This is a genomic window from Thermopolyspora flexuosa, assembly GCF_006716785.1.
Lineage (GTDB): Bacteria > Actinomycetota > Actinomycetes > Streptosporangiales > Streptosporangiaceae > Thermopolyspora > Thermopolyspora flexuosa.
The window spans coordinates 454,175-478,149 of record NZ_VFPQ01000001.1 but is presented as its reverse complement, the minus strand read 5'-3'; the positions used below and the strand labels follow the sequence as shown (position 1 = coordinate 478,149).

Sequence of the window (23,975 nt, the reverse complement as noted above, 5' to 3'; positions counted from 1 at the left end):
GGAGCCCGGCATGCCGCCCACCGCGAACGACGCCGCCGGAACCGGGCGCACCGGCCGCGCCGCGCCGGTGACGTTCCTCGCCTGGTACCCGGTCGCCCTGTGGGGGTTCCTGTGCGCCGCGCAGGCCGCCACCGAGCTCCTCGACGGCGCCGCCTCCGCCCTCGCCATGACCGGGGCCGTCCTCGCCTTCGCCCTCGTGGTCGTGCTCTTCGTCCGGGTCGTGCGCGGCCAGGGCGGATCCGGGCGGGCGGCGGTCAGCGACCCGTGGGCCTGGGCCGGGTTCACCGTCTGGCTCGGCGCCTGCACGGTGCTCAACGTCGTGGCCGCGATCACCCTGGCAGGGACCGGCTTCGCCCCGCCGCGCACCGGGGGCACCCTGCTGACCTTCCTGCTCGTCGCCGTCACGGCCCCGGCCCTGGGACAGTGGATGGCCGCACGCATCGCCCGCCGGGAACAGGCCGCCCGGGGGGAGACGAGGGAGGCATGGCGCCCGAACTGGACCCGGTGATCCACGCGCCGACCCGGCTGCGGATCACGGCGCTGCTCGCCGCCTCCGAGGAGGTCGAGTTCGCCTTCGTCCGCGACACCCTGGAGATCAGCGACTCGGCGCTGTCGAAGCAGGCCGCCGCGCTGGAGGCCGCGGGATACGTCCGGATCCGCAAGGGGTACGTGGGCAAGCGGCCCAAGACCTGGTACAGCCTCACCCCCAAGGGGCGGAAGGCCTACGAGGCGCACGTGGCCGCGCTACAGGCGATCGTCGCGGGCTCCGGCCACAGCGTGCTGCCCCGCTGAGCGCCCGCCGCGGCCCGGCGCACCCCTGTCCCCCGCTCGCTTCGTGCCGCGCGCTCCCCGGAGCCGGCACGGCCGTACGGCACGGCGGCACCGCCCACCTTGGTGTCCACCTTGCCGCCCCGGCGCGCGGCACCCACGTTCCACGGTCAGTCAGAGGAGGCGGTCATGAACATCTCGCCCGAAGAGGCGGCGCGGGCGCTGGAGGAGGTCGAGCGGACCCGCCGCCGGACGCTGCGCAACGCCCCGCCCCTGTTCCCCTCCTGGTACCTCGTCGCGATCTGGGCGGGCGTCGCCGTCGTGCAGTTCTCCACCGAGGTGCTCACCGGCCCGGTGGCCTGGGCCGGCGTCCTGCTCACCGCGGCCGGGTACGCGGCGTTCATGGTCAAGTTCTTCCGGGACGTCTCCCGGTGGCCGATGCGGCCGCACCGCTCGCTGATCGATCCGATGGTGTGGGTGGCCTTCGGCGCCTGGCTGGTGGGCGGCATCGTGGCCGGGTACGCGCTGATCGCCGCGTTCTCCGCCGCGGGCCTCGCCTACCCGCGCACCACCGCCTCCTGCTGCCTGCTGCTCGTCGTGGCCGTCACCGCGCCGCTGCTGCCCCGGTGGATGGCCACGCGCAACGCCCGCACGGCCGAGCGCCGCCGCGAGGGGGCGGCCGCGCCGGCGCCGGACGACCGCTGACCGCCGGCGCGCCCGCGACCGTACGGCACCGCCCGCAGGACGCGAGCGACCCCGCACCCGGGCGGCCGGGCACGGGGTCGCGCGGACCCGCCTCGTCAGTACTCGGGGAGGCTGGGGTCGACGTTCTTGATCCAGCTGAGGATGCCGCCGCCGACGTGCACCGCGTCGGAGAAGCCCGCGTTCTTCACCACCGCGAGCGCCTCCGCGCTGCGCCCGCCAGACTTGCAGTGCAGCACGATCTTCTTGTCCTGCGGCAGCCTCTCCAGGGCGGAGCCGTCGAGGAACTCACCCTTGGGGATGAGCACCGAGCCGGGGATCCTGCAGATCTCGTACTCGTTCGGCTCGCGCACGTCGACGAGGAAGATGTCGTCGCCGCGGTCGATCATCTCCTTGAGCTCGAGCGCGGTGATCGTCGAGCCCTGGGCGGCCCGCTCCGCCTCGTCCGAGATCACGCCGCAGAACGCCTGGTAGTCGTCGAGCAGCGAGGTGATCGTCGGGTTCTTGCCGCACAGCGCGCACTCGGGGTCCTTGCGGACCTTGACGTCGCGGTACTTCATCTCCAGCGCGTCGTAGATCATGAGGCGGCCGACCAGCGGCTCCCCGATCCCGGTGATGAGCTTGATCGCCTCGTTCACCTGGATCGACCCGATCGACGCGCACAGCACGCCGAGCACCCCGCCCTCGGCGCAGGACGGCACCATGCCCGGCGGCGGCGGCTCCGGGTAGAGGCAGCGGTAGCACGGCCCGTGCTCCGCCCAGAACACGCTCGCCTGGCCGTCGAACCGGTAGATCGACCCCCACACGTACGGCTTGCCGAGCAGCACCGCCGCGTCGTTGACCATGTAGCGCGTGGCGAAGTTGTCGGTGCCGTCGACGATCAGGTCGTACTGCGAGAAGATCTCCATCACGTTGTCCGTGGTGAGCGAGGTGTTGTGGGTCACCACGTTCACGTACGGGTTGATCTCCCGGACCGTCGCCGCGGCGGACTCGACCTTGAGCCGGCCGATGTCGGACTGGCCGTGGATGACCTGGCGCTGCAGGTTGGACTCGTCGACCACGTCGAAGTCGATCACGCCGAGCGTGCCGACCCCCGCCGCCGCCAGGTACATCAGCGTGGGCGAGCCGAGACCGCCCGCGCCGACGCACAGGACCTTGGCGTTCTTGAGGCGCTTCTGCCCGGTCATCCCCACGTCGGGGATGATCAGATGACGTGAGTAGCGTCGGACCTCGTCAACCGTCAGTTCGGCGGCCGGCTCTACCAGCGGTGGCAACGACACAGTTCTACGCTCCCGTTTCAGGGGAAACCTCGTGATCCGACCAGCCGTCACGGGTACGGCTCGCCGTCTTCATCGACAACCTAGCCCGGCCGTTCCGGCATTCCCTCCCAGGGTAGGTCACGCGCATCGGCCGCCCGCGACCTCCCGTTCCAGCACGCGGGCGTGCCGCAGCAGCCCCCGGAACTCCCGCGCCACGACGTCGGGGAACTCGGACTGGGCGGTGTGCCCGGCGTGCGGCAGCATCACCACGCGGATGTCGGGGAAGGTGCGCGCGGCGCGGACCGCGGAGCGCGGGTGCACCAGCCGGTCGTGCAGGCCGTACACGGCGAGCGTGGGCGCCTGCACCCGGGCCGCCTGCCGCCACAGCGACCCGTCCATGCCGCCCCGGTTGGCGTACCAGGGGGCGTACTCCTTGAGGTACTCGAACACGATGCCGCGTGCCGACTCCACCAGGGCGGGCCCGGCGTACGGCAGCTCGTCGCGGCGGCGCTGCTCGGCCACCGCCTCGGCGACCCGCGCCGGGTGCACCCGGGAGGGGTCGGCGTAGCACATCGCCATCGTGGCCCGTACCCGCTTCTCCGGCGACATGTGGCGGAAGAGCTGGCTCACCACCCAGTCGCCGATGCGCGGGGTGGCGGAGAACGCGATGCGGGCCGGGCCGCGCCGGGGGACGATGTGCGGCAGGGCGGGCGCGACGAGGGTGAGCGTGCGGACCAGGTCGGGGCGGGTCGCGGCCACCCGTACCCCCACCGCGCCGCCGAGCGAGTTGCCGAACAGGTGAACCGGCCGGCCGCCTCGCTCGGCCACGAGGTGCTCGAGGAACGCGATGACGGCACGGGCGTGCCCGGTCACCGAGTAGTCGTTGTCCGGAGGGGGTGGTGAGTAGCCCGCGCCGGGCAGGTCGACCGCGTACCCGGTGATCACGTCGGAAAGCTCGGCCATGAGGTCGGTCCAGTTCGTCGCCGAACCGGCAAGGCCGTGCACGAAGACCCCGGTCTCCGACGGGCCATCCGGGGTCGATCGCACGTGCATGGTGAGCTTGCCGAGGTCGATGAACCGCCCCGGCCACGGCGCGATCGGTTCCTTCATCACCCGTTTCCTTCCGGTCCATCACCTGTTCCACCTAAGCGGTACCTAATCGCCCGCCACGTGAGCAAACAGCCCGGCCGTGTCGCCCTGTTCTGATTAGGCCCGCACAGGCGAGTCAACGGAAGTTTGCCCGCATATCATATGGCGGCCATTAACTCTCCGCATTCAGGAGATCTCGGTACGTATCGGTTTTTGGCGTGACGAGTCCGGACATCACGCTCATAGCCCCCCTCGAACACGAGGAGTGAGGATGAAGTTCAAGCGTCTCGCCAGTACTCTCGCCGCCGCGGCCATTGCCGGCGGTGGCGCGCTCACCGCGATGGCCGCGCCCGCCCACGCGGACGACGGCTGGGGGCACGACCGTCACGGCCGCCACGGCCACTTCATCGGCCACGGCCACGGCCACGCCGGCGCCGCCAGGCTCTGCGTCGCCCGGTCGCACAAGAAGTACGTCAAGAAGCGCGGTGGCGGTAAGTTCGGCCGCTACTTCGGCAAGGGCAAGGGCCACTACGTGGTGAAGAAGGTGGCCACGCGGGTCGTCAAGTGCGGCGCCTGGGCCCAGCACCACCACAAGCACTTCAACCACAAGCACTTCGGCCACAAGAAGTTCGACAAGTTCGACTTCGGCCACAAGGGCTTCGGCCACAAGGGCTTCGGCCACAACAAGCTGAGCTGGGGCTCGGACGACTGGGGCTGGTGATCGGCTCCCTCGCGTGAACCCGTCTCCGGGCCGCCCGGCCCGGGGACGGTGAGCGCACCGTCGTGACGCCCGCCCGGCGCGGGCGTCACGGCGAACCTTCGCACCGCGTCGTCGCCGGGGCCCGGTGACCGGCCCCGGCGACGATCAGGCGGGACTCCATGCCGCGAGTCCGCCGGACCGGTGGAGGACCGCCGCCCCTTCCGACCGCTGCGTTCACGTCCACACGATTCGATTCGCACTCCCGACACCCGTACGCCGGGGAGCCACGGCCACCGTGGTCCCCCGGCGTACGGCCGCCTGAGCGCCACCGCGCCGCCGGGGCCGCCGCGGGCCGTGCGGGAGGCATGCCGGGGCGGCCCGCCGTACCGGACGAGCGCGGCGAACGAACGGGCGGCCGCCGATCACGGGGTGTTCGTGAAACTTTCACGCGCGGAAATCGTGCGGGCGACGCGGCGGAAACGCCGCGGCATTCACGCCGTTTTCCGGGTACGGCGCTTCGGCGCGGCCTTCGCCTTTTCCGCGGCCTTCTTCTCCGTGTCCTTTTCCGCGGTGTCCTTTTCCGCGCCCTTTCCGGCCTTCGCCTTTCCCGCCGGCTTACCGGCGGACCTGCCGGTCCCGGCGGCCTTGGCGGTGGTCTTGCCGCCCTGCGCCGGCGCCGCGGCGGCCTCGCCGGCCACGGCCGCGGCCTCGCCGCCGGCGGCCCGGCTCTTCTTCGCGGCCTCGACGCTCGCCCGCAGCGCGGCCATGAGGTCGACGGCCGGGCCCTCCTCCGGCGCGCGCTCGGGCTGCACGACCTCCTTGCCCGCGACCTTCGCCTCGATGATCTGCTCGAGCGCCTCCCGGTAGGCGTCGTGGTACTGGGAGGGGTCGAAGTCGGCGGTCATCGTGTCGATGAGCGAGTGCGCCATCTGCAGCTCCTGGGCGCGCACGTCGATCTTCTCGTTGAGGAACGAGAAGTCGGCCTGGCGCACCTCGTCCGGCCAGAGCATCGTCTCCATCACGAAGACGCCGTCGCGTACCCGGAGCACGGCGAGCGACTCGCGCTGCCGCAACGCCACCTTGACGATCGCCACCCGGCCGGAGGCCTCCAGCGCGTCGCGCAGCAGCACGTACGGCTTGCTCGCGGCGGCCTCGGGCTCCAGGTAGTACGACTTGTTGAACAGGATCGGGTCGATCTGCTCGGCCGGGCTGAACTGCAGCACGTCGATGCGGCGCGAGGTGGACAGCGGGAGCTGTTCCAGGTCCTCGTCGGTGAGCACGACCATCTCGCCGGTGGGCAGCTCGAAGCCCTTGGCGATGTCGGCGTACTCCACCTCCTGGCCGTCGATGCTGCACACCCGGCGGTACCGGATGCGCCCGCCGTCGGTGCGGTGCACCTGGTGGAACGCGACGTCCCGCTGCTCGGTCGCCGAGTACAGCTTCACGGGGATCGTGACGAGCCCGAACGAGATCGCACCCTTCCAGATGCTGCGCATTCGTTCCTCCCGGCCCTATCACGTTCCCGCATATGGGCAGGTACCCGGGAGAGGTGGGGCAATACCGGCCGAGGGGGAGACATGCGGGTACCGGTGACCGTCGGCGGGCGGCAGCTGCTGCTGAGCAACCTGGACAAGGTGCTCTACCCCGAGGCGGGGTTCACCAAGGCGGAGGTGATCGACTACTACACGCGGATCGCCCCGGTCATCCTCCCCCACCTCGCCGGCCGCCCGCTCACCGTGAAGCGCTATCCCGACGGCGTGGCCGGCGAGTCGTTCTACGAGAAGAACACCCGCGGCCACACCCCCGACTGGGTACGCCGGGTCACCCTGCCCGTGCCCGGCAGCACCAAGGACCGGGAGACGATCGACTTCGCCGTCGTCGACGACCTGCCCACGCTGATCTACTTCGCGAACCTCGCCGCGATCGAGCTCCACGTGCCGATGTGGCGGGTGGACCGGCACGGCGACCCGCTGCCGCCGGACACCCTCGTCTTCGACCTCGACCCCGGCCCGCCCGCCACGATCGTCGAGTGCTGCCGCGTCGCCTGCCTGCTGCGCGACCTGCTGGGCGACGACGGGCTCGACCCGCTGCCCAAGACCAGCGGCAGGAAGGGCATGCAGCTGTACGTGCCGCTGCGCGGCCGTTCGGGCGCCGCGGTCGCCGACCCGGCGGGGTACGCCCGGGACGTCGCCCGCCACCTGGAGTCCCGGTACCCCGACCGGGTGACCAGCGTGATGGCGAAGAAGGCCCGGCCCGGCAAGGTGTTCATCGACTGGAGCCAGAACAACCCGGCCAAGACCACGGTCGCGCCGTACTCGCTGCGGGCGAACCCGATCCCGACCGTGTCCACCCCGCTGCGGTGGGCGGAGGTGACCGCCTGCGCCGAGCACGGGGCCGCGCCGCCGCGGGCCCCGTCCGGCACGACGCCCGAATCAGGCGGTGCCGCGTCCGAAACCCGGCCTGTCCCGCGGCCCGGCGTGCCGCCGATAATGGTGTTCACCGCCGCGGACGTGCTGAAACGGGTGGCCGAGTACGGCGATCTGTTCGGCGCCCTCGCCGAGGGGTGATCGCTTGTCGGGCCACCTCACCGCTGACCGGGGCGATTGGCCGTAGGCTGGTGTCGACAGAGGCGACGGCCTCGGGCGATCCGGAAACGAGAGGGACGACAGATGTCGGAGATGGATGTTCGTGGCGATTCCTCCCTCGGCGAGGCGGCGTCCGCTGAGCTCTCGTCCGACGAGCTCTCGATCGAGGCGCCGGAGGCCGACGCGGCCGAACAGCAGCGCTCGGTGCGCGATCGGGAGGAGGAGCAGCGGTCGTGGCCGCGGCGCTTCTCCCTCGAGGTGGACCCCTCCGCCGTGCTCAACGACGATCGCACGGTCGACCTCGACGAGGACGACTACCGGTAGCGGGCGCGGCGACGCACCTACCAGTGCGTAGGATTGCGCCGCTGGTGGTTGCGGGCGGCCTGGGCGGGCACTCTCGTCCTCGTCGGCCCGTTCGGAGAACTCGTCCTCGCAAGGAGACTGTCGTGACGGCTACCCCGGACGCCAAACCACGCACCACGCGTCTGCCCCGCATGGTGCGGCGCCGCCAGTTGCTCACGGCGGCACAGGAAGTGTTCGTGGAGAACGGCTACCACGCGGCCGCGATGGACGACATCGCCGAGCGTGCCGGGGTGAGCAAGCCCGTGCTCTACCAGCACTTCCCGGGCAAGCTCGAGCTCTACCTCGCGCTGCTCGACATGCACGTGGAGGACATGATCGGCCGCATGCGCGCGGCGCTCTCCTCCACCACCGAGAACAAGCAGCGGGTCCGCAACACCTTCCGCGCCTACTTCGACTTCGTCTCCAGCCAGGGCGAGGCGTTCCGCCTGGTGTTCGAGTCCGACCTGCGCCACGTCGCGCCGGTACGGGAGCGGGTGGAGCGCGCGCTGCAGGACTGCGCCGAGATGATCGCCCAGGTGATCCAGGAGGACACCGGCGTCTCCCGCGACGAGGCCCACCTGCTCGGCGTCGGCCTCGTCGGCATGGCCGAGGTGAGCGCCCGGTACTGGATCAGCACCCAGGGCAAGATCCCCAAGGATTCCGCCGAACAGCTCATGGCGCGCCTCGCCTGGCGGGGGATCAGCGGTTTCCCCCGCACGAGCTGATTTGGACCGTCCCACCGACCCGGCCACCCCGGCGCGACCCCCCACGGCCCGTGCGCGCCGTTTCGCCAGGCGCGATAACGTCGCGCGCATCGGGACGGCGCGGTGAAGCATGGCCGTACTCCGCCGGCACGACAGGTGCCAGGAGACCCGCGACGGTACGCCGCCACCGCGGCGGGCGTCGCGACCGACAGGGCCGAGAGAGGGAGCAGCATGGAAGTGAAGATCGGCGTGCGCTCGGTGCACCGCGAGCTGGTGGTCGAGACCGACCTCGAGCCCGAGCAGGTCGAGCAGCGGCTCATCAAGGCGATCAGCGGGAACGGCGTCTTCACGCTCACCGACACCAAGGGCCGCAGCGTGCTCGTCCCGGTGTCGGCGCTGGGCTTCGTGGAGATCGGCGAGAAGGAGCAGCGTCCCGCGGGCTTCGGCAACTCGCTCTGACCGGCGACCGGGTACGGCGTGCCGCCGCGCCGGCGTCCGAGGCGGCCGGGCCGAGGCGGCGGGCCGCGCGCCCGCCGTCCCGCCCCGGCCGGACGCCGGGGCGGTGCGCGTCGTCGTCCCGCCGCGGCACGGATCGCGGCGCCGTACCGGACCCGCCCGGTGGCGCGCCCGGTACGGCCGGCCGGGCGCGCCGCCGTACCCGCGCGGTGTGCGGACGCGCGGCGGGCTTGATCGGCAGGATCGATCAGGCGTACGGCCGGCGCGAACGGTCAGGAGCTCGCGCTGAGCCCGAGGGCGCTCATGCGCTTGGCGTGCTGCTCGGTGAGCCGGGCGAACAGCCGGCCGACCGCGGGCAGGTCCTCCCCCTCGTCCGCCTCGACCAGCAGGGCGGCGAGCGCCGGGCGCGCCGCGGCGACCCGGTGCGCCTGGCTCAGCGCCTCGCCGACGAGCCGGCGGGACCACAGCGCCAGCCGCCCGGCCGCCTTCGGCTCCCGCTCGAGCGCGGCGCGCACCCGCTCGACCGCGAACTCCGAGCGCCCCTCGTCGGCGAGCGCCTCCTCCACCAGTCCGGCGATGTCGGGGCCCACCCGCCGGGCGGCCTCCCGATAGAAGTCCATCGCGATACCCGTGCCCACGTACGCCTTGACCAGGGCCTCCAGCCAGTCGGACGGCCTGGTCAGCGCGTGCCAGGAATCGAAGGCGTCGACGAACGGGGCCATCGCCTCCTCGGGGTCGGCGCCCAGCTCGACGAGCCGGTCGCGCAGCAACCGGAAGTGGCGGTGCTCCACGGCCGCGAGATCGCTGAGCTCGGCCCGGTCGGTGAGCGTGGGGGCGAGCGTGGCGGCGTCCTCCGCGAGCCGCAGGAAGCCCGTGAGTTCCGCGTACGCCAGCGCACCCAGTAGATCGACGACGCCGCTTGAGGTATCACTCATGTGTGCAGACTAAACACGGGAGGGGAACATAAAGACATCGGCCCGGTGTTGTGGTATCGAGTAGAGTGCAAGGTAGGTGCGACCGCACTGTGTTAATCCGGGAACCGTGTCATCCCCGGGGAGTCTCCCCCGGCCCCCCACGGTGCTCCCGGAGCCCCGAAGAACGGCTCGACTCCACGGCGGTCGCTGGAACCGTTGAAGGCGTCACTCCGCGCGGACCCCACAGGGGGACATCACGGTGCAGGGTCCCGGAGGCCCGCCTTCGGCAGAGGATAGGCAGGCCAAGCTGACGACGTTCCGAGACCTCGGAGTCATACCGGAGATAGCGGATGCCCTGGAGACCGAGGGCATCGTCACACCGTTCTCCATCCAGGAGATGGCGCTGCCGCTGGCGATCAGCGGTCAGGACGTCATCGGACAGGCCCGTACCGGGACCGGCAAGACCTACGCCTTCGGCGTGGCGATGCTGCAACGGGTGGGCAAGCCCCGCAAGAACCGCAAGAAGCCGCGGGGCCTGGTGGTCGTGCCGACCCGCGAGCTCGCCCTGCAGGTCACCGAGGACCTCACGCTCGCCGGCGGCAAGCTCGGATCCCGGGTGCTGTCGGTGTACGGCGGGCGGGCCTACGAGCCGCAGATCGAGGCCCTCAAGCTCGGCGTGGACATCGTCGTCGGGACGCCGGGCCGGCTGCTCGACCTCGTCAAGCAGAAGCACCTCGACCTCGGCCAGGTGCAGATGCTCGTGCTCGACGAGGCCGACCGCATGCTCGACCTCGGCTTCCTGCCCGACGTCGAGCGGATCATCAAGCTGATCCCGGAGAACCGGCAGACGCTGCTGTTCTCGGCCACGATGCCCGGCGAGGTCGTCGCCCTCGCCCGCCGGTACCTCAACCGGCCGACGCACGTGCGGGCCGAGGACCCGCTGCTGGAGTCCGACGTCCAGCCGCAGGTGGTGCAGCACATCTGGCGCGCCCACCGGATGGACAAGATCGAGATCCTCGCCCGGCTGCTGCAGGCCGAGGGCCGTGGGCTGACGATGGTCTTCTGCGAGACCAAGCGCGCCTGCCAGATGGTCTCCGAGCAGCTGCTCGAGCGCGGCTTCGCCGCCGCCGCGGTGCACGGGGACCTCGGCCAGGGGCAGCGCGAGCAGGCCCTGCGGGCGTTCCGCAACGGCAAGGTCGACGTGCTCGTCGCCACCGATGTCGCCGCCCGCGGCATCGACATCGACGACGTCACCCACGTGGTCAACTACGACTGCCCGCAGGACGAGAAGACCTACGTCCACCGGATCGGGCGCACCGGGCGGGCCGGCCGTACCGGCACGGCGGTGACCTTCGTCGAGTGGGAGGAGCTTCCCCGGTGGAAGCTCATCAACGCCGCGCTCAAGCTCGGCGTCCCCGAGCCGAAGGAGACCTACTCCACCTCGCCGCACCTCTACGCGGACCTCGGCATCCCGGAGGGCACCAAGGGCGTGCTGCCGCACGCGCAGCGCTCCCGCGCCGGGCTCGACGCCGAGGAGCTCGAGGATGTCGGCGAGACCGGGCGGGCGCGGTCCCGCAAGCGCGAGGACCGGCCGCGGCGCCAGCGCCGCCGCACCCGCGGCGGGCGGCTCGCCGAGCGTGCCGCCCACCCGGTCGAGGCGACCGAGGCCGACGCCGGCGCGACCGGCCCGGTCGTCGAAACCGTCGCGCCGGCCGTCACCGAGGAGGTCGAGGCGTTGCCGCCCAAGCGCACACGCCGAGGGGCCAACAAGGCGGCCCTCGCCAAGGCACTCGCCGACACGCAGCGGCTGCCGGCGGTCGAACCGGACCAGGACGTCCGGGACGACGAGTACGTCGGCGGCTCCGACGGGCACGCCGAGGAGCCGATCGACGGCTTCACCGGCGAAGAGCCCGCGCCGCGCCGTCCCGAGCCGGAGCGGATCATCCCGCCGGACCCGTTCACGGTGATCTTCCGGGCGCCGGACCTGGGCGTGCCCGACGACGATGACGACTACGTCGCGCCGTCGGTCCCCGAGCGCAGCGGCTCCCGCCGCCGGCGCCGGCGCCGCAACGGCGGCTGACGCCGTCCCGGCGAGCGCCGGGGAGACCGGCGAGACGGGCCGGGAGAATCGGACGCGCCGAGGGTCACCCGCACCGCGGCACGGCCCTCGGCCGCTCCGCGCGCCCTGCCGCCGGACGCCGCGCCCGTCGGCGCGCCGGTTTCCACCCAGGGCGTACCGTTCCATGGTGTCCCGGAGATGCGGGCTGGGTATTGTGGTGCCACGTGAGTACGCCGCGCTTCCTGACGTTGCCGCCCGGGGTGACGCCGATCCGGATCGAGACGCCCGCCGGGTGGTTCGCCGCTCTCGAGGCACTGCCGGTGAGCGGGGTCGCCGAGCGATGGCCCGCGCTGCTCGTGCCCGGGTACACCGGTAGCAAGGAGGACTTCCTCGCGGTCCTGCAGAGCCTCGCCGACGCGGGACGCCGCCGGGTGATCGCGATCGACATGCGCGGTCAGTACGAGACGCCCGGGCCGGACGACCCGGCCGCCTACACCTGCGCCGCGCTCGGCGCGGACGTGGCCGCGGTGGCCGGGGTGGTGGGCGAGGGGGAGCCGGTGCACCTGCTCGGCCACTCCTTCGGCGGGCTCGTGGTGCGCGAGACCGTGCTCGGCGGCGCGACGAAGGCGGCCTCGCTCACCCTGATGAGCTCCGGGCCGGGCGCGATCGTGGGCCCGCGCGAGCAGGCCGCCCGCTCGCTGCTCGGCCTGGTGCCCGAGGTGGGCCTGGAGCGCATCTGGGAGAACCACCTGGAGCCCGAGGCGATGGCGCAGGGCGTGCCCGACGAGATCATCGCCTTCCTGCGCAAGCGCATCTTCGCGAACAACCTCGTCGGCATGCAGACCATGGGCGAGCAGGTGCTCACCGCCCCCGACCGGGTCGACGAGCTCGCCGACGCCGACGTGCCCAAGCTCGTGCTGTACGGCGAGCACGACGACGGCTGGCCGCCGCACCTGCAGGCCGAGATGGCCGACCGGCTCGGGGCGGAGTGCGTGGTCGTGCCCGGCGCCCTGCACAGCCCGGCCGTCGAGGCGCCGGAGACCACCGCGGCCGCGCTCACCCGGTTCTGGAACGCGTCCGAGCACCGCTTCGTGCAGTCCTGATCCCCGGCCCCGATCCGCGGCCCGGGCCGGGCGGGCGTCAGCCGGCCTCGATCTCCTCCTCGGCCAGGCCGTCCCACGGCCGCCGGGCCGGGGCCGCGGCCTGCCCCTCCGGGCAGTGCCGGCGGTAGTCGCACCAGGAGCACAGCGGGCCGGGCCGGGGCGCGAACAGGGCGTCGAGCTCGGGCGGCACGTCCGCCGGCGCGCCGTCGCCGCGCCGGCCTGCCGTACCGGGGCGGGTTCGGGCCCACTCGCGGTAGCGCTCGTCGGCCTCGGCCGCCTCGGCCGCGATCCGCTCGGCCCGGCGCATGTGCCGGTCGAGGGACTCGGCGGTGTGCTCGGCGGCGGCGATCCGGCCGGTCGGCAGGTGGTGGAGCTCGACCCGGCGGCAGGGCAGGCGCATCGTGCGGGCGGCGGCGACCGCGTAGACGGCGAGGGCGAGCGAGGCGCGGGCCTCGTCGGCGTCCGGGGCGCGGCGGCCGGTCTTGTAGTCGACGATCACCAGTTCGCCGCCGCGCCGGTCGATCCGGTCCACCCGCCCGGTCACGGCGATCGTGTCGGTCCTGGTGGCGACCTGGCGTTCCACGCCGACCGGCTCGGCGGACGGGTCGAGGCCGCCGACGTACGCGGTCACCATGGCGCGGGCGCGCTCCCGCCACCGGGCCGACTGCTCCGCGTCGCGGAACCCGTCACCGATCCAGCCGGTGGCCACGAGCCTGCCCGCGACCTCGGGGGTGCGCCGCTCGTACGGCTCCCGCCACCACGCGGCGAGCGCGTTGTGCACCGCGGCGCCGACGCTGTTGTGCGCCCACGGCGGCCCCTTCGCCGGCGCCGGGCGGTCGAGGTAGGTGAACCGGTAGCGGCGCGGGCAGTCGAGCCAGGTGTTGAGCCGGGACGGCGTGCACGCGTACAGGCGGCGCGGCATGCCGTCGAGGGCGAGCTGGTGCACGCCGGCTCAGTCGTCGTCGAGGGAGAGCTTGATGCCCGCGACCTTGGTGCCGTCGACGAGCGGGGCGGCCTTCGCCGGGTCGGCCTCGCTCTCGTCCTCCTTGCGGGTGAGCGAGCCGGACACCCAGTCGTCGAAGTGCGGCTCCAGGTCGCCGATCGTGGCCTCCTCGCCGTGGTTCGGCAGGATCCGGGTGGCGCCGGGCAGCGTGAACAGGCGGGAGCCGATCGAGGTGAGCTGGTCGGGCAGCGCCGGGTACACGCCGCCGATCTTGCCCGGGCCGTCCGCCTGCAGCGACTTGCCGGTGAACACCACGTCGAGCGCCTCGCAGTAGAGCGAGATGCCGCCCGGCGTGATCCCCGGGGTCTCCAGCACCTCCAGGCGCACCCCGGCGACCTCGAAGAAGCCCTCGTCCTCGACCTCGATGTCCGGCCAGGTCTCCGGCCAGGTCTCCCGCCAGATCTTCTTGTCCTTGGGGTGCAGGCAGACCATGGCCTCGTCGCGGGCGGCCACCTCGATCGCCGCGCCGACGTGGTCCGGCAGGCCGTGGGTGCAGATGACGGCGAGCACCTCGCGCTCGCCGACCTTCTCCATGATCTTCTCGGCGTCGCGGGCCGGGTCGATGACGATGACCTCGTCGTCGTCGCCCACGATCCAGGTGTTGTTCTCCACCTTGTGCTCGGTGCCGTCGATGTCGACGACGCCCGACGTCACCACTCGCTCGATACGCGCTGTCACGCCTGTAAACCCTACCGACTGCGGTGCGGTCCGTGGCCGTCCTCGGGCGCCGCGCGCCGACCGGCCGGCCGGTCAGCGATCGATCTGCAGCCGCGGGGAGAACGCGCCGTACGGCAGGTCGAAGATCTGGTCGGGGTCACTCAGGTCGCGCAGGTCGAACTCGGTGAGCGCGATCAGGCAGCCGACCTCGGCCGGCCAGGCGATCGCCCACAGCCAGTTGCCGAGCGCCTCGCCGACGTAGACCGCGCGGTCGGGCGGCACCCCCTCCACGCACCACAGCGGGGTGGGGTGGCCGCGGATGTCCACCTTGGCGTGCGGCGGCCCGTCTCCCACGCCGTCCCCCGGGTCGGGCCCGGACAGGCCCGCGTACGCCGCGCCGAGGCCGACGCCCGGCTCCTCGGCGACGAGCAGCATGTCGGCCGGCCCCCAGGTCACCGACGGGCCGGACAGCGCGACCACGGTGGCCACCCCGCCGGAGCGCTCGTCCCCGGCCTCGGCGAACCCGGTGACGAGCCAGCCGGCCGGGAGCGGCCAGGGCATCCACACCGGGACCCGGGCCATGCGGCGTACGGCGTCGAAGGCGGCGTCCGACGGCCGGTGGGTGTGCAGGGGCGGGACGTCGCCGTGCACGCCGCACCGCCAGGCGCTCGACCAGGCGCTCGGTTCGTGCAGCGGGCCGAAGCACCGCGGGCAGACAGGCGCGGCTCTCACAACTCCTCACCGTGCGGCGGGACGCGCCCATAAGTCAAGGCCACCGCCGTTATCCAGCCGTAATCTTGGTCATGTGCGGATAAAGTGTGTCGGCGCGATCGTCCTCGACGACGCGGGCCGGCTCCTGCTGGTACGGCGGGCCCGCCCGCCCGGCGCGGGGCTGTGGTCGCTGCCGGGCGGCCGGGTGGAGCCGGGTGAGACGGACGCCGAGGCGGTGGTGCGCGAGGTGCGCGAGGAGACCGGCCTGGTCGTCCGGGTCGGCCGCCTCGCCGGAACCGTGGACCGCCCGGCCCCGGGCGGCGGCGTGTTCGAGATCAACGACTACCTCGCCACGGTCGCCCACGGCACCCTCACCCCGGGCGACGACGCGGCGGACGCGGGCTGGTACCACCCGGACGAGCTGCGCCGCCTCCCCCTCACGCCGGGCCTGATCGACGCGCTCACCGAGTGGCGCGTCGTCCCGCCGGGCTGACGGCGTCGCCCGCCCTCCGCTATCGGGTCACCGTGGTCCGCCACAGCGTGAGGTGGTCGTCGGTGTAGGTGGTGGAGCGGCCGATGGCGACCACCCGGTCGCCGAGCGCGGCGACCGTGCCGAGCCACTGGCTGCCGTCGCCGGACAGGCCCGCGCCGCGCAGCTCGCGGTACCGCCAGTCGCGGCCGTCCGCGGAGATCCACACCGCGCCGTCGCCGGGCGCGCCGTACGAGCCGACCGCGACGAAGGCCGACCCGGCCACGGCGAGGTCGAGCACGGTCGCGGAGGCCTCCGCGGGCAGCCAGGTGAACGCCCAGGTGCGGCCGTCGTCGGTGGAGTGCGCGGCGAACGGGCGGCGCCCCTCGCCGGTGACCGCGGTGCCGACCGCCACCAGGCCGGTGGAGGTGGCGAGCACGCGGCGCAGGTGGGCCGAGCGCGCGCCCTCCGGCATGGGCCGGGCGCGGCCGGTCCAGGTGCGCCCGTCCGCGGACGTCCACACCACCCCGGTCTCCCGGTCGACCGCGCCGGAGCCGCCGACCGCGACGTAGCCGGAGGAGGTGGCGGCGACGTCGTGCAGCCGCACCCCGGCCCCGGACGACGGCAGCTTCCCGGCGCGCTCGAACCGGCGCAGGTCCCGGGTGTACCACAGCACCGCGGTGCCGTCCGCGCCGGACCGCTGCTCCCCGGCGATCACGTAGCCGTCGCGGCCCGCCGCGACCGCGTGCGGGACGAGGTGGTAGACGCCCAGCGGGACCTCGGGGACGGCCGACTCGCCGACCCGGCGCCACCGCGCGCCGTCCTGCGAGGTCACCAGCAGCGGCCGGGCGACGGCCGGGTCGGGCATGGTGCCGCCGACCGCGAGCCAGCCCTCGGGCCCGTGCGCCACGTCCGCGAGCGCCTGCCGCCCGGGGCCGCCGAGCGCGTCCGCGCCGATCGTCGTCCACCGGTCGCCGTCCGGGCTGGTCCAGATGCCCGCGTCGCCCTGGGCGGTGCCCACGGCGACGAACAGGTTCGCCCCGGCGGCGATCCGGGCGATCTCCCGCGCCGACCGGGTGAGCCCGGCGATCTCGTCCGACGGTACGGCCCGCGCCTTCCCGCCCTTGCGCGCGGTCATCAGCACCGGCAGGTTGTCCACGTCGCCGACCGGCTCGTCCCCGCCCGCGACCAGGGTGCCCTGGTCGGTGATGGCGACGCCGCGCAGGGTGCCGGGGATCTTCCCGAGCTCGGCGCCCTTCGCCCAGGTGGTGCCGTCCTCGCTGGTGAAGACGGTGTACTCCTGCCAGCCGGTCTCGGCGACCGCGGCGAGGCCCGCCGCCGAGGAGGCCAGCCCGCGCACCCCGAGGCCCTCCGAGCCGAGCGGCCCGATCTCGCCGCAGGAGCGCCAGGAGTCGCCGGTGCGCGAGCAGTACACCTTCACCCGCCCGCCGGTCACCTGGCGGGTGGGCACGAGCACGAAGCCGTCGCCCGCGACCGCGAGCGCGCCCGACCCGATCCGGCCGTCCGCCGGGGGCTCGGCGCTCCGCCAGCTCCGGCCGCCGTCCGCCGAGCGCAGCACGGCCACGCCGGACTCGCCCGAGCCGGCGTCGGCGAGCGCCACGACCTGGTCGCCGTTCGCCACCACCGCGCGCACGCCGCGCACGCCGGAGCCGAGCCCGGTCAGGTCGACGCGGGTCCACTCCTGCCCGTCCGGGGAGACCCAGGCCGCCGGGCCGGTACGGTCCTCGCCGAGCCGGGTGGAGCCGACCGCGACGAAGCCGTATGCGGTGCGGGCGAGGTCGGCGATGCGGTCGCCGGGGCCGAACACGGTCAGCCGCGCCGGGTCGACCGCGGTCCAGGAGCGGCCGTCGGCGGACGTCCACATGCCGCGCGCGGTCACCCCCGAGGGACCGGCGAGGCCGAGGCCCGCGCCGCGCGCGCCCACGCTCGCGGGCGCCTCGGTGCCCGCGGCGAGCCAGCGCCCGCCGCCGCCGGTCACCCGGCCCGCGGTCCCCGCCCGGGCCTCGACCCCGGCCGGGCCGGTCACCTGGCCGAGCTCCCAGGTGGCGCCGCCGTCGGTGGAGACGAGGAAGAGCGGCCGGGGCACCGGGCTGGTGGTGTCGCTCCCCACGGCCACGACGGTGGAGCCGACCGAGGTGACCGCGTTGAGCACCTGGCTGGACCCGCTGCCCGCCGCGCCCGGCGGGGCGCGGAACACGTCGTCGGCCGCGGTGCCCGCACCGGCGGCGAGCCGTACCCCCGCGGGGGCGGGCCGCTGCAGCATGCTCACCACGGAGAAGCCGAGGGCGCCCGCCCCGGCGATCACGGCGAGCACGAGCACGGGCAGCAGCAGGCGACGGCGGCGCCGCCGCAGCGGGCGGGGGTCCTCGCGGTGGTGGCGGCCCCGGCCGCGCAGGCCGCGCCGCCCGCGCCGGGGCGAGTCCGGCCGCGACCGCCCGGCGGGCCGTACCCCCGGCGGCGCGCCGATCCGGCGGATCGGCGCGGTGGGGTCCGCCTCCTGTCCGTGGCCCTCCGCGGGGACGAAGGTGGGCTCATCCGTGGGCGCCGTGGGCGCGGCCGGGGCGGGGGCGGTGACGGCCGTGGGGTCCGCCTCGCGCCCCGGACCGGCCTGGGCCTCCGATCCGGCGTACGCCGCGGCCTCCTCGCGCGCCACCGCCTCGGGTGGCCACACCGCGCGCATGTATCCGGGCCCGTACCGGGGATCGCCGGGCGAGGGCTCCGGCCGGGCCTGCGGGCCGGCGTCCGGAAAAGGGCCGGCGGCGCGTCGCCTGCGCCCTCGGCGTCCGGTGCGGCCACCGGCGGCGTCCTGTGCACCTTCGCGGGCCCCCTCGCCGGGCCCGGACGCGCGCCGGTCGCCTTCCTCCTCCCCGGGGAGGGGGTTCCAGGTGGTCCCTCCCCCGATGTCCTGTTCTTGCCGCGGGTCCGCCTCGGCCGGGCCGGGGTCCCGGGCGTGGGCGGGCGGGCGGCCGGGATCGTGCACCCCCCTCCGGGGCTCCTCGGCGCCGGTGTCGGGGGGTTTCGCGGTGAGCCCGCCCTCGGGCGCCCGGCCGGAGAAACGTTCGGCGAGCTCGTCGATGGGGATCGGGGTGCCCGGCGACGGATAGGGGTGGCGGCCGTGCGGCGCGTGGGACCGCGGCTGCGCCCCCGGCGACGTCCCGGGCGGCGTGCCCGGTGGGGGCGGTTGCGGCGGCGCCTGGGCCGCGGGCGGCTCGGCCGGGACGCCGTCCCGCTCCCCGGGCGGACGGTCCCGCCGGACGGGCGGGTCACCGGCGCGCGGGTCCTCCCCCTCCGGAACAGGCCCTTCCGGGATGGGCCCCTCCGGAATCGGCCCCTCCGGAACGGGCCCCTCCGGAATGGGCGCCGTGAACGGCGGGAGCGCCCACGGTGAGGCCGCGGGAGCGCGGCGCGGCGCGTCGTCGGCGGGGTTCGGCGGCAGATGGTGCAGCGTCGGCGGAGGTGGCGGAGGTGACGTACGGGGCGGATGTGCGTCCCCGTGTGCCGTCCTCCCCCCGGGATCGGCACTCTCCTGGGGCGACCACTCTGGTGAGCGCGGTTCTTCGGGACCCGAGGCCACGCTCAGCACCTCCTCGTCGGCAGTTTACCTGGACCAGAACAGCGCAACATGCCGAGGACCGTTATGGCGAGACCTCTCTAGTGAGATTTATCGAGAGACTGTCTGAATTGCCCTCTTTCGCGCAAAAAACAGCACTATTACGGTGAATGTCACAAGCTGTACGGCGGTGCCGACCAGCGACTGCCACGGCACGGAACCCTGGCGCAGCGTGTTCTCCAGTTCCCCCGTCGCGCTGCTGACCAGGAAGGCCACGAGGTTGTTCACCGTGTGGATCGCGATCGCCGCCTCCAGGCCGCCGGTGCGCACCGAGATCCACCCCATCAGCGCACCGAACGTGAACACGTCGACGATGCCCCAGTCGGTGTAGGCGTGGAGCGCGGTGAACCCGGCGGCGCCCAGCAGGATGCCCGGCCACGGCGAGCGCAGGTAGGCCCCGAACGCCTGCAGCAGCCATCCCCGGAAGATGTACTCCTCGGCGGCGGCCTGGAACGGCACGAGCACGAGGGTGATGACGAGCGCCGGGCCGAACGTCTCCCAGCCGACCCAGCCGAGCAGCTCGCCGCCGTCCTCCCCGGTGACCGCAAGGGCGATGCCCAGGGCGAGCTGGCCGAGCACCCCCGCCGCCACCGCCACCAGCAGGCACAGCCCCAGCCACCGCCAGCGCAGCCGCCCGGCCACCGAGGAGAGGGTGCCCGGCGGGCGGCGCTGCACCAGCGCCGCCGCGCCGTACGCGATCGGGAGCACCAGGGCGATCGACAGCAGCAGCACCGTCAGCGTGAGCAACGGGTCGCCGAGGAACGACGCACCCGCGGGGTCGACCGGCAGCCCGGCGAAGATCGCGACCAACATGCCGGCCACCACCACGAACCCGCCGATCAGCACGAACCCGGCGGCGACGAGCAGGGTGCCGAGCAGCGGGCGCCACCAGCGGTTCACCGGGGTGCACGCGAGCCGGTGGTAGGGCAGGCCGGGCGGTGGCGGCACCAGCCACGGCCGCCGTGGTGGGCTCAGCGGGGCCGGAGGGTGCGGCGGAGGGCCGGGAAAGGGCGGTTGATCCATGTGATCATTCTCCGCGTGGTCGCACCCCCGGCCCTACGAGGCTCGGGACGGATGCCAGGAGAAGTCCGCGCGCGGCGGCAGGTTGCGCCAGGTCGCGCGCCCGCGCAGCAGCGCGTGGTCGGACACGTCCTTCTCGACGACCGCGTCGCCGACGACCCCCGTGAAGTGGCGGCGGCTGAGGAAGATGTAGTCGAGCTTCTTGGGCCCGTCGGTGCCCTCGCCGGACCGGCAGCGGGCCGCCGTCGCCGCGCACCGCTCGCCGAAGTACGTGCGGTCGGTCTCGTCGACCTCCTGGAACACGCCGCGGCCGCCGGAGTGGTCGTAGAACAGGGCCATCGACCGCTCGTCCGGCTCGGCGTTGAGGTCGCCGCCGAGCACGACCGGGATGTGCGCCGCCCACGGCGAGACGAGCCGGGCGACGAACTCGGCCTGCACCTGCTGGGTGTCGTCGTGCCAGTCGAGGTGGGTGTTGCACACCCGGACCCGGCGGCCGCGCGGCTCGGCGTCGACGCAGTGCAGCGCCCGCGGCTCGTTCGTGCCGTGGTTCGGCAGCCACCAGACGCGCTCGGCGACGATCGAGCCGGAGCCGCGGACGAAGGTGGCGAGCCCGAACCCGCGCCGGTTCGAGGTGGCGTCCGCGCCGGCCCCCCACTGCTTGCCGCAGCCCTCGTTGTCGCCGACGGTGCCGGCCCACCGGCCCTCGTACCGGCCGCTGAGCGTGCGCCGGAGCGCGTCGAACTGCCCCCGGCACAGCTCCTGGAAGAGGATCACGTCGGCGTCGTTCTCGGTCAGGTGCCGCTCCATGCGGCGCGCCCACGCCTCGACCGTCAGGTGGTTCTTGCAGCTCCCGCCGCAGACGTTGTAGCTGAGCACGGTGAGGTGCGCGGCGGCGGCACGGCGCCTGGCCACGCCCTTCGCGGTGGTCTTGGCCTTCTTCCGGGCCGCGCCCGCACCGGCGTCCCGGGTGGTGCTCCTGGCGGTGGAGCCGGCGGAACCCGCGCCCTGCTTCGCGGTGGGCTCCGGCGAGGCCGCGGCGGGCACGCCGAGCCCGAGCACCGCGGCGCCGGCGACCGTCAGCGCGGCGAGCGATCCGACGGAAAATACCGACGATTTCCTGTGGGCGAACTGACTCCGGTTCATTCCTGAAGCGTGTCAGATCGCATGGATAGCCGGGATACAGGACACGTGATCCTTCGCCAATACGGAACGACGCCGCCCATCACCAGGGCAAAGTGAACTGCATTTCCCGACAAAGCGCCGGTGCATTCCTCGCGGCCATAACGAGCGCGATTTGTCGGAAATGCAGGAGAAATCGCGGGAAGCGCGACGCGGCGGCCCGGCCGTACAGGTCCGGCCGTACGTTCGGCGAACGGCGATGCGACGAGATCCCGTCACCCGAGGGCGCGCCAAGGGGTGACGACCCGCCGCCGTGGGCGGGCGTCCCCTCCCCCCGGCCCGGACCCGGCGGGCCCGGAGACCGGGGATGCGGGGATGTCGGGTCAGCGGCCTGCCGGCGAGAGGCCGAGCCGGCGGCCGACGAGGCTGCCGGACCGCTTGGCGAGCCGGTCGGCGATGCGCCGCAGCTCCACCGCCGCGGGCGAGTCGGGGTCGGTGAGCACGAGCGGCTTGCCCGCGTCGCCGCCCTCGCGCAGCCGGGTGTCGAGCGGCACCTGGCCGAGCAGCGGCACCTTGGTGCCGATGATGCGGGTGAGCCCGTCGGCCACCGCCTGGCCGCCGCCCTCGCCGAACACCGGGATGCGCTCGTCGCAGTGCGGGCAGGCGAGCCACGCCATGTTCTCGATGACGCCGACGATCTGCTGGTGGGTCTGGGCCGCGATCGACCCGGCCCGCTCGGCCACCTCCGCCGCGGCGACCTGCGGGGTGGTCACCACGACGATCTCGGCGTTGGGCAGCCGCTGCGCCACCGAGATCGCCATGTCGCCGGTGCCCGGCGGCAGGTCCATGAGCAGCACGTCGAGGTCGCCCCAGTACACGTCGGTGAGGAACTGGTGCAGCGCGCGGTCGAGCATCGGGCCGCGCCACACCACCGGCATGTTCGCCTGGGGCTTGAACATGCCCACCGAGATGACCTTGATGTCGTGCGCGACCGGCGGGAGGATCATGTCCTCCACCTTGGTCGGCCGCTCGGACACGCCGAGCATGCGCGGCACGCTGTGGCCGTAGATGTCGGCGTCGACCACGCCGACCTTCAGCCCGGAGGCGGCCATCGCCGCGGCGAGGTTCACGGTGACCGAGGACTTGCCGACGCCGCCCTTGCCGCTGGCGATCGCGAACACCCGGGTGAGCGAGCCGGGCTTGGCGAACGGGATCTCCTTCTCCGGCGCGCGGCTGCCGCGCAGCTTGGCCTGCAGGTTCTTGCGCTGCTCGGCGCTCATCACGTCGAGCTCCACCTCGACCGCGGTCACGCCCTCGACCCGGCCGACGGCCTCGGTGACCTGGCGGGTGATGGTGTCGCGGAGCGGACAGCCCGCGACCGTGAGATAGACGCCGACCCGCACCACCCCTTCGGGGGTGATGTCGATGCTCTTGACCATGTCGAGATCGGTGATGGGCCGGCGGATCTCAGGGTCGTTGACCGTGGCCAGCGCCGCCCTGACCGCTTCTGGAGTGGGAGCCATGGCTCCATGGTATGGACCGCCCCGGGTGCCGGGAACGGCGGCACCGGCGGTACGGCGGAGCCACCAGGGAGCCTGGAACACGCGGGCACGGCGATCACGAGAGCTATGTGCCACACGTGGCGAACGTTCTAGGATGCCGGATGTGACGGTGACGGCCGGCGGCGGAACCGCCCTCACACCCGAGGAACTCACCTTCTGGCGCCTGCTCCAGCGCGTCCAGGTCCAGATCACCCGCGCCCTCGAGGCCGAGCTGCTGCTGGAACACGGCCTGTCCCTGCCGGCCTTCGAGGTGCTCGCCCACCTCCACGAGGCCCCGGAGCGGCGGCTGCGCATGAACGACCTCGCCGACCGGGTGCTGCTCTCCCGCAGCGGCCTGACCCGGCTCGCCGACCGGCTGCAGAGCGAGGGGCTGCTGCGGCGCGAGGCCTGCCCGAGCGACGCCCGCGGCCTGTACGCCGTGCTCACCGACGAGGGGGCGGCCCGCCGGGACGCGGCGGCGCCCACCTACCAGCGCGCCATCCGCGGCCACTTCCTCGACCTGCTCGACGACGACGAGCTGCGCAGGTGCACCGCGGTGCTCACCAAGCTGCTCAGCCGTGGCGGCGCCTGCCCGCCGGACCGCCGCCGCTCCTGAGCCCGCCGTACCGCGGGCCGGGCCGTACCGGCGGCCGCCGGGGTCAGCCGGAGCGGCGCTCCGGGACCCGGTCGCGCAGCTCCTCGACCAGGTGCTGCAGCTCCGAGCGCAGGTAGTCGCGGGTGGCGAGCTCGGCGAGCGCCATGCGGATCGAGGCGATCTCCCGGGTGAGGTACTCGATCTCGGCCTGGTTGCGCGCCGCGGTGAGCCGGTCCTCCTCGGCCTGCACCCGGTCCCGGTCGGCCTGCCGGTTCTGCGCGAGCAGGATGAGCGGCGCGGCGTAGGAGGCCTGCAGGGAGAGCATGAGGGTGAGGAAGATGAACGGATAGGGGTCGAACCGCCACGGCGTGAGCGTGTTCCACGCGATCCACACCGTGATGAACGCGGTCATGTAGACGAGGAACCTGGCGGTGCCGAGGAACCGCGCGATCCGCTCGGAGAGCCGCCCGAACGCCTCGGGATCGTAGTGCGGGCGCAGCCGTACCCCGCGGGTCTCCCTGGGCAGATCGAGTCGGTCAGCCGCCATC

At 73.7% G+C, this 23,975-nt stretch carries 24 protein-coding genes; 12 read left to right on the top strand and 12 right to left on the bottom strand.

All coding sequences use genetic code 11. The features are described from left to right. The first annotated feature begins 10 nt into the window (after positions 1-10). From FHX40_RS02130 to FHX40_RS02120, 3 genes are all read left to right on the top strand, one after another. Entirely contained in the window at positions 11-508 is a 498-nt protein-coding gene (locus FHX40_RS02130) for a hypothetical protein (RefSeq protein WP_170198679.1), read from the top strand. Next, positions 484-792 (top strand): winged helix-turn-helix domain-containing protein, encoded by a 309-nt coding sequence (locus FHX40_RS02125; protein ID WP_142258043.1) that lies wholly within the window; start codon positions 484-486, stop codon positions 790-792. The genes FHX40_RS02130 and FHX40_RS02125 overlap by 25 nt, the downstream gene beginning before the upstream one ends. 165 nt (positions 793-957) lie before the next feature. Then, positions 958-1,473: a hypothetical protein gene (locus FHX40_RS02120; protein WP_142258042.1), complete on the top strand. Its 516-nt coding sequence runs from the start codon at positions 958-960 to the stop codon at positions 1,471-1,473. Between the two features lie 95 nt (positions 1,474-1,568). Here the strand turns inward: FHX40_RS02120 and moeZ are convergent, their stop codons facing one another. Further along, complete coding sequence (gene moeZ, locus FHX40_RS02115) at positions 1,569-2,750, bottom strand: adenylyltransferase/sulfurtransferase MoeZ (protein ID WP_142258041.1); 1,182 nt, start codon at positions 2,748-2,750, stop codon at positions 1,569-1,571. 117 nt (positions 2,751-2,867) lie between these two features. Then, complete coding sequence (locus FHX40_RS02110; RefSeq protein ID WP_142258040.1) at positions 2,868-3,839, bottom strand: alpha/beta fold hydrolase; 972 nt, start codon at positions 3,837-3,839, stop codon at positions 2,868-2,870. 250 nt (positions 3,840-4,089) lie between these two features. Between FHX40_RS02110 and FHX40_RS02105 the strand changes: the two genes are divergently transcribed. After that, a complete protein-coding gene (locus FHX40_RS02105) occupies positions 4,090-4,539 on the top strand; it encodes a hypothetical protein (RefSeq protein WP_142258039.1) in 450 nt (149 codons plus the stop codon). Between the two features lie 470 nt (positions 4,540-5,009). Here FHX40_RS02105 and ku read toward each other — a convergent pair whose 3' ends face one another. Continuing rightward, positions 5,010-6,014, bottom strand: coding sequence for a non-homologous end joining protein Ku (ku, locus tag FHX40_RS02100; RefSeq protein ID WP_142258038.1), 1,005 nt, complete (start codon positions 6,012-6,014; stop codon positions 5,010-5,012). 81 nt (positions 6,015-6,095) lie between these two features. On the opposite strand from ku, the gene ligD reads away from it, so the two are divergent. From ligD to FHX40_RS02080, 4 genes are all read left to right on the top strand, one after another. Next, positions 6,096-7,085, top strand: coding sequence for a non-homologous end-joining DNA ligase (gene ligD / locus FHX40_RS02095; RefSeq protein ID WP_142258037.1), 990 nt, complete (start codon positions 6,096-6,098; stop codon positions 7,083-7,085). Positions 7,086-7,187: 102 nt separating this feature from the next. Beyond that, the gene (locus tag FHX40_RS02090; RefSeq protein ID WP_244941577.1) at positions 7,188-7,427 is read left to right on the top strand and encodes a hypothetical protein; all 240 of its coding nucleotides are present in this window, start codon (positions 7,188-7,190) and stop codon (positions 7,425-7,427) included. 122 nt (positions 7,428-7,549) lie between these two features. After that, positions 7,550-8,170, top strand: a complete 621-nt coding sequence (locus tag FHX40_RS02085; protein ID WP_142258035.1) for a TetR/AcrR family transcriptional regulator — start codon at positions 7,550-7,552, stop codon at positions 8,168-8,170. Positions 8,171-8,380: 210 nt separating this feature from the next. Continuing rightward, positions 8,381-8,608, top strand: a complete 228-nt coding sequence (locus FHX40_RS02080) for a DUF3107 domain-containing protein (protein WP_142258034.1) — start codon at positions 8,381-8,383, stop codon at positions 8,606-8,608. Positions 8,609-8,877: 269 nt separating this feature from the next. On the opposite strand, the gene FHX40_RS02075 is transcribed toward FHX40_RS02080, so the two are convergent. Then, positions 8,878-9,540, bottom strand: a complete 663-nt coding sequence (locus FHX40_RS02075; RefSeq protein ID WP_142258033.1) for a ferritin-like fold-containing protein — start codon at positions 9,538-9,540, stop codon at positions 8,878-8,880. 376 nt (positions 9,541-9,916) lie between these two features. Here FHX40_RS02075 and FHX40_RS02070 point away from each other — a divergent pair, with 376 nt between their 5' ends. After that, entirely contained in the window at positions 9,917-11,599 is a 1,683-nt protein-coding gene (locus FHX40_RS02070; RefSeq protein WP_189136223.1) for a DEAD/DEAH box helicase, read from the top strand. Positions 11,600-11,802: 203 nt separating this feature from the next. After that, complete coding sequence (locus tag FHX40_RS02065) at positions 11,803-12,681, top strand: alpha/beta fold hydrolase (protein ID WP_142258032.1); 879 nt, start codon at positions 11,803-11,805, stop codon at positions 12,679-12,681. A 37-nt stretch (positions 12,682-12,718) separates the two neighbouring features. Here the strand turns inward: FHX40_RS02065 and FHX40_RS02060 are convergent, their stop codons facing one another. The 3 genes from FHX40_RS02060 to FHX40_RS02050 all read right to left on the bottom strand — a co-directional run bounded on the left by FHX40_RS02060 (position 12,719) and on the right by FHX40_RS02050 (position 15,073). Then, positions 12,719-13,627, bottom strand: a complete 909-nt coding sequence (locus FHX40_RS02060; RefSeq protein WP_142258031.1) for a RecB family exonuclease — start codon at positions 13,625-13,627, stop codon at positions 12,719-12,721. 6 nt (positions 13,628-13,633) lie between these two features. Further along, complete coding sequence (locus FHX40_RS02055; protein ID WP_142258030.1) at positions 13,634-14,362, bottom strand: MBL fold metallo-hydrolase; 729 nt, start codon at positions 14,360-14,362, stop codon at positions 13,634-13,636. 72 nt (positions 14,363-14,434) lie between these two features. Beyond that, positions 14,435-15,073, bottom strand: coding sequence for a DUF6758 family protein (locus tag FHX40_RS02050; protein ID WP_142258029.1), 639 nt, complete (start codon positions 15,071-15,073; stop codon positions 14,435-14,437). A gap of 73 nt (positions 15,074-15,146) precedes the next feature. Between FHX40_RS02050 and FHX40_RS02045 the strand changes: the two genes are divergently transcribed. Then, the gene (locus FHX40_RS02045; protein ID WP_142258028.1) at positions 15,147-15,545 is read left to right on the top strand and encodes an NUDIX hydrolase; all 399 of its coding nucleotides are present in this window, start codon (positions 15,147-15,149) and stop codon (positions 15,543-15,545) included. 19 nt (positions 15,546-15,564) lie between these two features. Here the strand turns inward: FHX40_RS02045 and FHX40_RS02040 are convergent, their stop codons facing one another. The 4 genes from FHX40_RS02040 to FHX40_RS02020 form a co-directional block, all read right to left on the bottom strand. Continuing rightward, complete coding sequence (locus tag FHX40_RS02040; protein WP_142258027.1) at positions 15,565-18,222, bottom strand: WD40/YVTN/BNR-like repeat-containing protein; 2,658 nt, start codon at positions 18,220-18,222, stop codon at positions 15,565-15,567. A 981-nt stretch (positions 18,223-19,203) separates the two neighbouring features. Next, positions 19,204-20,175 carry a CPBP family intramembrane glutamic endopeptidase gene (locus FHX40_RS02030; protein WP_142258026.1) on the bottom strand — a complete coding sequence of 324 codons (972 nt, stop codon included), beginning with the start codon at positions 20,173-20,175 and terminating at the stop codon, positions 19,204-19,206. 33 nt (positions 20,176-20,208) lie between these two features. After that, on the bottom strand, positions 20,209-21,315 hold the full coding sequence (locus tag FHX40_RS02025) for an endonuclease/exonuclease/phosphatase family protein (protein WP_142258025.1): 1,107 nt from the start codon (positions 21,313-21,315) through the stop codon (positions 20,209-20,211). Positions 21,316-21,674: 359 nt separating this feature from the next. Beyond that, a complete protein-coding gene (locus FHX40_RS02020; RefSeq protein ID WP_142258024.1) occupies positions 21,675-22,814 on the bottom strand; it encodes an Mrp/NBP35 family ATP-binding protein in 1,140 nt (379 codons plus the stop codon). A gap of 142 nt (positions 22,815-22,956) precedes the next feature. Between FHX40_RS02020 and FHX40_RS02015 the strand changes: the two genes are divergently transcribed. After that, entirely contained in the window at positions 22,957-23,448 is a 492-nt protein-coding gene (locus FHX40_RS02015; RefSeq protein ID WP_229788873.1) for a MarR family winged helix-turn-helix transcriptional regulator, read from the top strand. Between the two features lie 43 nt (positions 23,449-23,491). Here FHX40_RS02015 and FHX40_RS02010 read toward each other — a convergent pair whose 3' ends face one another. Further along, entirely contained in the window at positions 23,492-23,974 is a 483-nt protein-coding gene (locus FHX40_RS02010) for a DUF1003 domain-containing protein (protein ID WP_142258022.1), read from the bottom strand. Position 23,975 lies beyond the last annotated feature (1 nt).

Coding starts and splice junctions, on each gene's coding strand:
- FHX40_RS02130 (WP_170198679.1), top strand. CDS start 11: ATGCCGCCCACCGCGAACGACGCCGCCGGAACCGGGCGCACCGGCCGC.
- FHX40_RS02125 (WP_142258043.1), top strand. CDS start 484: ATGGCGCCCGAACTGGACCCGGTGATCCACGCGCCGACCCGGCTGCGG.
- FHX40_RS02120 (WP_142258042.1), top strand. CDS start 958: ATGAACATCTCGCCCGAAGAGGCGGCGCGGGCGCTGGAGGAGGTCGAG.
- FHX40_RS02110 (WP_142258040.1), bottom strand. CDS start 3,839: ATGAAGGAACCGATCGCGCCGTGGCCGGGGCGGTTCATCGACCTCGGC.
- FHX40_RS02105 (WP_142258039.1), top strand. CDS start 4,090: ATGAAGTTCAAGCGTCTCGCCAGTACTCTCGCCGCCGCGGCCATTGCC.
- ku (WP_142258038.1), bottom strand. CDS start 6,014: ATGCGCAGCATCTGGAAGGGTGCGATCTCGTTCGGGCTCGTCACGATC.
- ligD (WP_142258037.1), top strand. CDS start 6,096: ATGCGGGTACCGGTGACCGTCGGCGGGCGGCAGCTGCTGCTGAGCAAC.
- FHX40_RS02090 (WP_244941577.1), top strand. CDS start 7,188: ATGTCGGAGATGGATGTTCGTGGCGATTCCTCCCTCGGCGAGGCGGCG.
- FHX40_RS02080 (WP_142258034.1), top strand. CDS start 8,381: ATGGAAGTGAAGATCGGCGTGCGCTCGGTGCACCGCGAGCTGGTGGTC.
- FHX40_RS02075 (WP_142258033.1), bottom strand. CDS start 9,540: ATGAGTGATACCTCAAGCGGCGTCGTCGATCTACTGGGTGCGCTGGCG.
- FHX40_RS02070 (WP_189136223.1), top strand. CDS start 9,917: ATGGCGCTGCCGCTGGCGATCAGCGGTCAGGACGTCATCGGACAGGCC.
- FHX40_RS02040 (WP_142258027.1), bottom strand. CDS start 18,222: ATGCGCGCGGTGTGGCCACCCGAGGCGGTGGCGCGCGAGGAGGCCGCG.
- FHX40_RS02030 (WP_142258026.1), bottom strand. CDS start 20,175: ATGGATCAACCGCCCTTTCCCGGCCCTCCGCCGCACCCTCCGGCCCCG.
- FHX40_RS02025 (WP_142258025.1), bottom strand. CDS start 21,315: ATGAACCGGAGTCAGTTCGCCCACAGGAAATCGTCGGTATTTTCCGTC.
- FHX40_RS02020 (WP_142258024.1), bottom strand. CDS start 22,814: ATGGCTCCCACTCCAGAAGCGGTCAGGGCGGCGCTGGCCACGGTCAAC.
- FHX40_RS02010 (WP_142258022.1), bottom strand. CDS start 23,974: ATGGCGGCTGACCGACTCGATCTGCCCAGGGAGACCCGCGGGGTACGG.